This is a genomic window from Gemelliphila asaccharolytica (assembly GCF_001553005.1).
GTDB classification, from domain to species: domain Bacteria; phylum Bacillota; class Bacilli; order Staphylococcales; family Gemellaceae; genus Gemelliphila; species Gemelliphila asaccharolytica.
On sequence record NZ_KQ959904.1, the window covers coordinates 37,378 to 47,824 of the forward strand.

Sequence of the window (10,447 nt, forward strand, 5' to 3'; positions counted from 1 at the left end):
GCTTATAAATCACCCTTCTCCAAATTCTTAATAAGTGTGGAAAAATCGACACCTAAGTTGTCTGTAATGTCGTGATCATTCACTTCATACCAATTGAAAGTATCGTATAACATAGCTTTATTGAAAGCACTTGAATTAAATCGTGGCTTACGCTTTTTATGGAGCTTCTCATTGAAAAGGATTTTGGCTCGTAAGGCATCAAACGAGTAACCTCTACCCATTCGCTCTACCTGCCTAATAATGCTGTTAATTGACTCCGTATAAGCATTAGTGAGCCTTTTATCAAAGTAGTTGAATATTTCAACATGCCAGTTGTCTACGGCTCTCACGAGGTCTTTATATGCGTCTTTAGAGTTGCTGGACATACAACGGTGTCTCCATTGACTATAACGAAGATGACCTTCATCTGGATCAGGAGTATCCCATATCCAGTAAAACTCTTCTTTGAGTTCATAGGCTTCTTTTAAAGCAGGAAGATTACCTAACCAAGTATCTAAGAGGAATGATTCACGTTCATTTAGATCGTGTTTACGCTTTAGAAGGATAAACCTTTCACGCATAAGGGTACGTCTTTCTTTTTGGCTCATATGGGCTTTCAAAGACTTTCTGATGTTATCTAAGGCTTGATTAGCCATTCTAACTACATGAAACTTATCTACGACAACTTTAGCTTGTGGAAGGATAGTGTTCACTGCGTCTTTGTAGGGCTTCCACATATCCATTGTGACGTACTCAATGTAAGTCCTGTCACTGATTTCTGAAAGACGTTGGATGACTGTTTCCTTGTTACGGTTAGGCTTGATGTCATAAATAGTCCTGCGTTCAATATTAGTCAATACAAGCCGAGGTCTACGGATAATATGTATCTCGTCTATCCCAAGCCACTTAGGAGTTTCAAACTGGTATTCACGTTCTTTGAGTGCCACATAGTCCTTAAAAACGTTCCTAATGGTTTTCTCGTCAACACCAACGCTTTCTGCGACTTCTACAAAGGTCTTAGACATGGATTGCTCTTGAATGGACTTTAAAAGCCTTTTGGTCATACTACGCTTTTCATCTACAGATATTAGGCGTTCCCAGAAGGTAGATCCGCATTCACGACACTTGTATCGTCTACGGTTCAAATGTAAGCCCACTCGCTTTAAACGAATGGGCAAATCCATAATTAGTTGATTTCTTGAACTGTGTTTGTACAACTTGTCAAAACCACATTCAGGACAACGTTCAGGTGGTCCGACTGCTTCAACTTTAAACATCATATCGGTTTCATTTTCTTGTGGCGGTTCTATTGTTTTAATGTCTGGTAGGGATAATAAGTCTGACATATTATTCATCCTTTATTACTCTGCGGTGTTAAGGTATCAATTATAGATTTGATGTCGAAATCATCAGTGTTAAATTATTTTTGTGACCACAAATGCACTTAGAAAATCCCTTAAAGCATTAGCTGGTTCACTTGAATAGGGAGTTGTAAAAAAGTTCCCTTAGCCTGCACAACAAGATAATTTCGAAATATCTTTATCGAACGTAAGTGCAACTAATTTTAGCCCTTCAGCCATTGTTAAATATGGTGCTAGGGTTTCTGTTAAATCTTCTATCGTTAAGCCAAATTTAACAGCTAATGATGCTGCATAGATGACATCTCCTGCATTTTCAGATACAATATGAACCCCTAATACTTTTAGTGTTTCTGCATCTGCTACTAGTTTAAATACACCGGTTGTTTCACGGTTTACAATTGCTCTTGGAACAGCATCTAAAGGTAATACAGATGTCTTCACATCATACCCTTTCTCTTTTGCTTGTTCTTCTGTTAAACCAACCGTTGCAACCGTCGGATTCGTAAACGTAACAGCAGGAACTACCGATAAATCTATTTTTTTGTTTAATCCACCAATAGCATTATCAGTAATAATTCCACCTTCATAGGCTGCTACATATACAAATTGTGGTCCTAAAGTCACATCTCCTGCTGCATAAATCTTTTCATTACTTGTTTGACCAAAATCATTGATCAGGATTTCATTATTTTTTCCAGTTTCAACACCTGCTGCACTTAAATTTAAAGAATCCGTATTTGGTTTTCTTCCAGTGGCAACAAGTAACTGATCTGATTCAATGACTTCTCTACTGCCATTTACTGTTACGTAAACCCTTTTTATCTCTCCACTTTGTTCAACACGCTCAAAAGTTGCCCCTTTGACAAGGTTTATACCCTGTTCAATTAACGCTTTTTCAACTGACTCTGAAATCTCAGGATCATACTCCTTTAAAAGTCGCTCACTTCTTTGCATAAGCGTTATTTCTGAACCTAAATGATGAAATAGTTGTCCAAGCTCCATTCCAATGTATCCTGAACCAATTACAGTTAATCGTTTTGGTATTTTCTTTAACTCAAGAAGTGTTGTACTAGTTAAATAGTCCATTTTTTCAAGTCCTGAAATTTGGGGCAACGAAGGCGATGCACCTGTTGCAATTAAAAAGCGTTTTGCAGATAACTTTGTCCCATTGACCTCAACCGTACTAGCATCAACGAATTTTGCTTTACCTTTAATTAAATCAAAATTATATTCATCAATTAAATCCATATATTTTTGATTCCGAAGTTCGCTCACCAATTTATCCTTTTGCGTGATTAAACTAGCTAAATCCACTTCTCCAGCGGATGTTTGTAAACCTATAAACGGATTGTCTTTTGATAAATGATTGATTTTCCCTGCCCTAAGAAGAGTTTTTGACGGAACACAGCCAATATTCACACAGGTTCCCCCAACCGTTCCACGCTCAATCATTCCAACTTTTGCACCGTATTCTATAGCTTTAATTGCCGAAGAAAAGGCAGCAGCACCAGAACCAATAATAAGAAGGTCATAATTGTCTTCATTAATTAACGCCACGTTTTCTAGTGATGATACTTCTTCAATTTCTCCGGCTTGGTAATTTGCTTCATCAATCGCCTTTATTGCACTTTCAACCTCAATATCATCGGGCAGTTCAAATACTGCTTCACCACGACGATAACTAGACTCAATATTTTTAGCACCTATCTTTTCAAGTGCTGATTCTACGTGTTTTTCACAACCCGTACAAGTCATTCCTGAAATGTTTACCTTAAATTTATTCATAAAAAAGCTCCTTTCGTTAATTAATCTCTCATGTTAATGTTTCTATTATTGGACACGAATGTAATTTCTTTTCATCTGGACATCGTTGTTTTAAGTCGTCTAACATAGTTTCAATTCGTTTTAAATCCTCTATTTGTTTTTGCACTTCCTTTTGTTTTTTAGAAACAAATTCGAACATATCTTGACAACGAACTTCATCTTTATCTACAACACCAAGTAATTTATAAATCTCGCTTAAAGAGAAACCAAATTCCTGTATTCGTTTAATAAACCCAACACGCTTAACGTCATCATATGAATATATCCGATAACCAGCTTCCGTTCGGTGAGGTTCTTGTAATAAATTTTTTCGCTCGTAATATCTGATCGTTTCTTTATTAACTCCACATTTATCTGCAAACTCACTAATGCGATAAATCATCTTATTTCACCCCCTGAATATTATAAACCATGTACCATAGTACACGGTCAAGTAAATTGGACTATTTTATTTTTTTTCCAAAGTATCACTCGTATGTGATTGATACTTTTATATAATACTATTGATTATCCTAACATCCCACCAGAAAATCCGATTTAAACACCAGTTGTTTTTAAACTATTAAGAAAGTAATTCCACTATATATTCCGAAGACCCAAATTTATATTTTTCTAGATTTGAAAGATTTTTTTTTGTATAATGAACTTAATAAATAAAAAAAGGAGATAGTATGAATTTAGCTGTTGATGTAGGTGGGAGTAGCATAAAATTTGCTGTAATTGATGAAAATAATAAAATAATATACAGACATAGCAAAGAAACTCCAGATAATAGTAAAAATAAAATAACAACGTTAATATTGGAAGTAGCAAAGGAAATAAGAAAAGATTACGATTTTAAAAAGATAGGTATAGCAACTGCAGGAGTGGTAGATATAGAGAAAACAGAGATTATTTCTGCCTCTTATACTATAAAAGATTACATAGGAACAAACTTTAAAAAAGAGATTGGTGAAAAATTAAATTGTGATATTTTTGTAGATAATGATGTTAACTCTGCTTTAAGGGGAGAAATTTTCTGTGGGTCTTGCATGGGTCTTAATGAGGTTTTTTGTGTCGCTCTAGGTACAGGCATAGGAGGAGCGTACTATAAAGATGATATAGTTACAGGCTCTAATTATGCTTTTGGAGAACTTGGAAGAACCTTGCTTTATAAAAATAGTGAAAAAACATATGAACAGGTCGCCTCTACGATAGCTTTTGGGAAAAAAATAGAAGAAGAATTACAAGAAAAAATAAGCGTCAAAGAATTTTTTGATAAATGCAAAAATAACGATGAAAAAAGTAAAAAAATCCTTAATTCATGGCTAGATGATCTTGCTTTTGGGCTTGTTAATATGATGCTTATTTTAGATCCTAAATATGTAGTTATAGGAGGGGCAATCTCTAAACAAGGGGATTATATTATAGATTTAATTAGTAAGAGAGTAAAAAAACTTATGCCTATAAAAACTAATAAAACTAAGTTTTTAGCAGCGTCATTAGATAATGATGCAGCACTTTTTGGTGCTATAAGCAAGTTTTAAAAGTAAAATCTAAAAATTAAAAAAAGATTTGCATTTTAATATAAATAATAAAAAAACTAATTTGTTAAAGTCCATTTTTAGACTGATAAAAAACAAATTAGTTTTATTTTATTTAAATATTTTTGATTTTCTTTTTGATTTTTTTATAAATAAAAATCATTATGTTTAACACTATACTTGTGAATACTACAGGTAAATATATAGAAATAACTGAGATAATCACTTGATTTTTAGCTATTAATTTTATATAAATGCCAAAGGCTAAGATTAATAAACTTGCTGCGTTTATTAATAGAGGAGATAGCCAAAGTTTTTTAAATGCAGTATTTAGGATGTGCGTTACAAAAATACTTCCTAAAATGTACCATTTACTATAAGTGTACCAATATGCTATTAGGTAAAAAAATGACATTATTTTATGGCTTTTAAAAATCTTTTAGTTATTTCTAATGGCCTTGTTATAGCTCCTCCCACTACAGCCATATCACACCCTGCATCAAATGCACTTTTAAGTTGATGTGGACAGTGAATTTTTCCTTCTGCAATTAATGGTATTTTAACATTTTCTTTAATTTGTTTTATTAAATTAGGGTTAAATTCTTTTTCGTTTTTTGTATATTCTGTATAGCCATTCATTGTAGTACCGACAAAGTCAACTCCTGCTTTTTCTGCATTTATAGCTTCCTCTAGGGTTGAGATGTCTGCCATTAAGATTATATCTTTATATTTATCTTTTATTTCTTTTATAAACTCGTTTATTGTTTTATTATCTCCACGTTTTCTCATCGTGCAGTCAAGAGCTATTATATCTGCTTTAGCTGCTGCAAGCTCATCTACTTCACGCATTGTAGCTGTGATATATGAGTCATAACCAGGATAAGATTTTTTAATAATTCCTATTACAGGTAAAGTAGTTTGGGCTTTTATTTGTTTTATGTCTACTATCCCTTGGGCTCTTATACCTTTAGCTCCAGCAAGCTCTGCTGCCTTTGCCATAAGTGACATAACGCCACCTTCTTTTTTATAAAGTGGTTCTCCTTCTAATGCTTGACAAGAAACGATAAGACCACCTTTTAGACGATTAAATAATTCTTCTTTATTCATAATTTTCCTTTCTATGTCGTTAAATGTATTTTAACCCTTTACAGCTCCCAAAGTAACTCCTTGTGTGAAGTAATTTTGGAAACAAATAAATATCAAAATCATAGGTAATGACGCAAGAGTTGCTCCAGCCATAAGAAGTCCATAATCATTAGAAAATTCTTGCCCTTGTGCTAAGGCTGCAAGTCCTAAAGGTAGTGTCGACATATCAGGTGTGTTTGAAAATATAAGTTGTGAAAAATAATCATTCCAACTAGCGATAAAAGTAAAAATAGCTAAAGCACCAATACCGGGTTTTATTATAGGTAAAGCAATGCTTAAAAATGTTCTAACTTCCCCACAACCGTCAATTCTTGCTGACTCTAGTAGTTCTTTTGGTATTGATTGTGAGAATTGTCTCATTAAAAACACCCCAAATGGCCACCCGACTGCAGGTAGGATAAGAGCGTAATAAGTATTCATCATTCCAAATTCAGTTATTAAATTTAATAAAGGAATTAGAATTACTTGTTTTGGTAGTGCCATAGCTGCTACAAATATCATAAATATTACATTTACTCCAGGAAATTTCTTTTTAGCTAAGGCATATCCTGCTAGTGAAGATGTAAGACAAACTAAAAAGGTTGTCGCAACAGATATAAACACTGAATTAAAAAACCAACGTAAAGTAAGTGGAGTAAACAGTTTTTCATAGTTGGTTAAAACGGGGCTTGTAGGCCACCATTCTGGTGGTATGCTAATAGCCACATCTTGAAGTTTGAAAGAACCTGACGCTATCCAGTAAAATGGGAAAATAAAAAATATTGTCAGTCCTATTAAAATAATCATAGACACAATTTTAAAAATACTAATTTTTCTTTTCATAAATCCTCCTAATCATTATCAGTAGATAGGAATTTAAATTGAATTATTGAAATAATTCCTATTACTATAGCAAGCAATATACCCATAGCACTAGCAAGGCCATGATCTCCATTTTTAATCGCTGCTTCATAAACTAGATACATAATCGTACTTGTTTTATAATCTGGTCCTCCTGCTGTAAGAAGCTGGATAAGAGCAAATATTTGAAATGAATTTATTGTAGTAACAACTACAATATAAAGAGTAGTAGGCATTATTAAAGGCCAAGTAATTTTTCTAAACACTTGCCACTTAGTTGCACCGTCTATCTCACTTGCTTCTAAAAGTTCTTTTGGAACATTACCCAAGGCTGCAACATAAAGGATTATAGGTTGACCTAGAGAGGTTGTAATAAGAATAGTTATAATTGCATAAAGAGCAGTAGATGGATTTCCCAGCCAGTCAACATTCTTATTTATAATTCCCATAGAATTGAATATATAATTTAAAATCCCATATTGAGGATGATATATCCAAGCCCAAACCACAGTAACAGAAACTACTGAAGAAATAGCAGGAATATAAAACACTCCTCTAAAAAAAGACCTAACTGCTGCGTGTTTATTATAAATTGTAACAGCAACAAAAATAGACACTAAAACAACTATAGGAACTGCAACAGCTGTAACAATAATAGTATTAACAAAAGACTTGATAAAAGGCTCATGAATTGTAGCTCCATTACTAGATAAAATAAGGTCGCCATACTGCTTTAAACCTACAAAAACAGGATTTCTTTTTGTAAAACTATATAAAGAAAGTTCAATCCCCCTAATCATAGGAATTAAAACAAATGTGATGAAAAAAATAGCTACAGGCAGTATAAAAAGATAAGCACTATAATCAAGGCGTTTTTTAATTTTATTTTTCATAATACCTCCTTATTTATTTAATAATAGACTCTTCAGTTTTCGCGTCAAAGAAATGAGCTCTATTCATATCAAAAGCAAAAGTAATATCATCACCCATTTGAATATTTTGACGTGAATGAACAATAGCTTTTATACTTTCACCACTTATCTCAGTATGAATAATATACTCAGATCCCAAAAGCTCTGCAACAGCCACTTTTGAAGTTACTTTAGCGTGAGAATATGTTTCTAAAACTAAAGGGTCATTAGAAATATTTTCAGGTCTTATTCCCAAGATTACATTTTTACCTACATAACCTTTATTTTCCAGTTTATGATAAATAGCTTCGGGAATTTCTATTTTTGTATCAGTTTTTGTAATGAAGCTACCATCTTTTATACTTCCATGTAAAAAGTTCATTGTAGGAGCTCCAATAAATCCTGCAACAAATAAATTTTTAGGTTCATCATAAATTTCTTTAGGTTTTCCTATTTGTTGAACTATACCTTTTTTCATAACAACAATTCTATCAGCCATTGTCATAGCTTCTGTTTGGTCGTGAGTGACATAAATTGTTGTAGCACCTAAACTTTTATGAATTTTAATAATTTCAGCCCTCATATTTGAACGAAGTTTAGCATCAAGGTTAGATAAAGGTTCGTCCATTAAAAATACTTTCGGAGAACGAACAATAGCACGTCCCAAAGCAACCCTTTGACGTTGTCCATCAGAAAGAGCTTTAGGCTTTCTATCAAGTAAATCTTCTAAACCAAGAATTTTAGCTGCTTCATTAACTTTTTCTTTTATTTCTTCTTTTGGCACTTTTCTAAGTTTAAGAGCAAATGCCATATTTTCAAAAACACTCATGTGAGGATAAAGTGCATAACTTTGGAAAACCATAGCGATATCTCTATCTTTAGGCTCAACATTATTAACAAGTTTATCTCCAATATAAAACTGTCCTTCTGAAATATCTTCAAGACCTGCAATCATACGAAGAGTTGTACTCTTCCCACAACCACTAGGGCCGACAAAAACTATAAATTCTTTGTCATTTACTTCCAAATTAAAATTTTTAACAGCTACAAAACCGTTATCGTATTTTTTGCAAATATTTTTCAAAGAAAGATTTGCCATAAAAACCTCCAATATAAATGATTTTTTAAAATGATTTTAATGATAAGTATTATTTAATACATTAAATTTATCATAGCATTTATAAAAGTTTTTGTAAAGCGTTTTAGATAGAATAAAACTTACAAGAATTTTAAAAAATTAATAAAATTAAGAATAAAATAATCTAGTTAATAGCTAAATAAAAAAAAGAAAAAAATATTTAAAAGAAAATAAAGAAAAAAATGTAAAATAAAAATTGTAAATTTTAGATTTTACTATATAACAACATATTAAAATTAATTTGTATTTCCTATTACATGTGTTATAATAAATAAAAAAACTAATATAGAACAAATATAAAAAATAATTAAATATTTCAAAACAAGGGAGGGGAAAACATGTTTGATTTTAATAGTGCTAAAAAGAGAGTTGATAAGGTAATAAATAAAACTCATCTTATCTACTCACAAAGCTTTTCAGAGCAAGGAAATAACAATATTTATATAAAACCAGAAAATTTACAAAAGACGGGAGCATTTAAATTAAGAGGAGCTTATAATAAATTATCAAAACTTGATAGGGAGTTAGCCAAAAAAGGAATTATCACAGCATCTGCAGGAAACCACGCACAAGGAGTAGCTTTTTCGGCGAAAAAACTAGGCATGAAAGCAGTCATATGTATGCCAGAGCATACACCTATGATTAAAGTAGAAGGAACACTAAAATATGGAGCAGAAGTTGTGCTTTATGGAGATAGTTTTGACGCTTGCAAAGAACACAGTTTAAAATTAGCTAAGGAAAAAGGATATACCTTTATACCACCCTTTGATGATTTAGACGTTATAGAAGGACAAGGAACGATAGGACTTGAAATAATACAAGAATTGAAAAACGTAGATTATATAATAGTTCCAGTCGGAGGAGGCGGACTTATATCGGGGATTAGCAAATGTATTAAAGAAATCTCACCCTTAATAAAAATCATAGGAGTTGAACCATATTCTGCAAGGTCAATGAAAGAATCAATAAAAAGAGGTAAAATAGTAACCCTTGACGGAGTTGATACGATAGCAGACGGAACTGCAGTTGCAAAAGTAGGGAAACTAAACTATAAGATTTGCAAAGAAAATGTAGATGATTGGATAACAGTCACAGATGAAGAAATTTTAATGGCATTTATAAAACTTATAGAAAAACACAAATTAGTAGCAGAACCATCAGGGTGCTTGAGTCTTGCAGCTATCGATAAACTTAACTTTTTTAATAAAAATGTAGTTTGTGTAGTTTCTGGTGGAAATATTGACATGGCATTTATAAGTCAGCTTATAAACAAAGGGCTATACGCAACAGGCCAAATAACAAGAATAGAGATAGAAATAGCAAATATCCCAGGGAAACTGCAAGAATTATTGACGCTAATAGCCAAAACAAAAGCCAACGTAATATCAATAACTCACGATGGCTTTAAAAGAGCGTCTAGATTTAAAAACATAAGAGTAAAATTAACTCTTGAAACTAATGGAAAAGAACACGCTAAAAAAATAGAAAAAATATTGTTAGAAAAAGGCTATATATTGCATTAAAAAAATATTTTAAAAATAAAAATATATCATAAAAAATTCTTATTTTAACTAATTTCTGCTAAAACTAGCTAGTAGCAATGTGGATTATGTTAAATAAGAATTTTTTTTATATTAAAAACCCTTTTGTAAATATTTAAAAAACTCAAAAAAGCAAAAAAATCTACTCTAACAAGTGATATGTACCCTCTTTACTGGACAAACC

10 protein-coding genes are annotated in these 10,447 nt (G+C 32.2%); 2 read left to right on the forward strand and 8 right to left on the reverse strand.

The genetic code is table 11. The features are described from left to right. Window positions 1–2 precede the first annotated feature (2 nt). The 3 genes from HMPREF1871_RS05335 to merR form a co-directional block, all read right to left on the reverse strand. Window positions 3–1,325: an ISL3 family transposase gene (locus tag HMPREF1871_RS05335; RefSeq protein WP_066130897.1), complete on the reverse strand. Its 1,323-nt coding sequence runs from the start codon at window positions 1,323–1,325 to the stop codon at window positions 3–5. Between the two features lie 159 nt (window positions 1,326–1,484). Continuing rightward, a complete protein-coding gene (gene merA / locus HMPREF1871_RS05340) occupies window positions 1,485–3,125 on the reverse strand; it encodes a mercury(II) reductase (RefSeq protein ID WP_066130900.1) in 1,641 nt (546 codons plus the stop codon). Window positions 3,126–3,153: 28 nt separating this feature from the next. Continuing rightward, on the reverse strand, window positions 3,154–3,546 hold the full coding sequence (gene merR / locus HMPREF1871_RS05345) for an Hg(II)-responsive transcriptional regulator (RefSeq protein WP_000640383.1): 393 nt from the start codon (window positions 3,544–3,546) through the stop codon (window positions 3,154–3,156). Between the two features lie 289 nt (window positions 3,547–3,835). Here merR and HMPREF1871_RS05350 point away from each other — a divergent pair, with 289 nt between their 5' ends. Beyond that, the gene (locus tag HMPREF1871_RS05350; protein ID WP_066130903.1) at window positions 3,836–4,690 is read left to right on the forward strand and encodes an ROK family protein; all 855 of its coding nucleotides are present in this window, start codon (window positions 3,836–3,838) and stop codon (window positions 4,688–4,690) included. Between the two features lie 112 nt (window positions 4,691–4,802). Here the strand turns inward: HMPREF1871_RS05350 and HMPREF1871_RS06120 are convergent, their stop codons facing one another. From HMPREF1871_RS06120 to HMPREF1871_RS05370, 5 genes are read right to left on the reverse strand one after another with little or no spacing between them, the layout of a single operon-like run. After that, complete coding sequence (locus HMPREF1871_RS06120; RefSeq protein WP_083505648.1) at window positions 4,803–5,102, reverse strand: hypothetical protein; 300 nt, start codon at window positions 5,100–5,102, stop codon at window positions 4,803–4,805. Beyond that, a complete protein-coding gene (locus tag HMPREF1871_RS05355; protein ID WP_066130906.1) occupies window positions 5,102–5,794 on the reverse strand; it encodes an N-acetylmannosamine-6-phosphate 2-epimerase in 693 nt (230 codons plus the stop codon). The genes HMPREF1871_RS06120 and HMPREF1871_RS05355 overlap by 1 nt, the downstream gene beginning before the upstream one ends. Before the next feature lie 30 nt (window positions 5,795–5,824). Further along, on the reverse strand, window positions 5,825–6,655 hold the full coding sequence (locus tag HMPREF1871_RS05360) for a carbohydrate ABC transporter permease (protein WP_066130909.1): 831 nt from the start codon (window positions 6,653–6,655) through the stop codon (window positions 5,825–5,827). An 8-nt stretch (window positions 6,656–6,663) separates the two neighbouring features. Then, a complete protein-coding gene (locus tag HMPREF1871_RS05365) occupies window positions 6,664–7,566 on the reverse strand; it encodes a carbohydrate ABC transporter permease (protein WP_066130911.1) in 903 nt (300 codons plus the stop codon). A gap of 13 nt (window positions 7,567–7,579) precedes the next feature. After that, complete coding sequence (locus HMPREF1871_RS05370; RefSeq protein ID WP_066130914.1) at window positions 7,580–8,683, reverse strand: ABC transporter ATP-binding protein; 1,104 nt, start codon at window positions 8,681–8,683, stop codon at window positions 7,580–7,582. A gap of 377 nt (window positions 8,684–9,060) precedes the next feature. Between HMPREF1871_RS05370 and ilvA the strand changes: the two genes are divergently transcribed. Continuing rightward, entirely contained in the window at window positions 9,061–10,245 is a 1,185-nt protein-coding gene (ilvA, locus tag HMPREF1871_RS05375; protein WP_066130917.1) for a threonine ammonia-lyase, read from the forward strand. The last annotated feature ends 202 nt before the right edge of the window (window positions 10,246–10,447 follow it).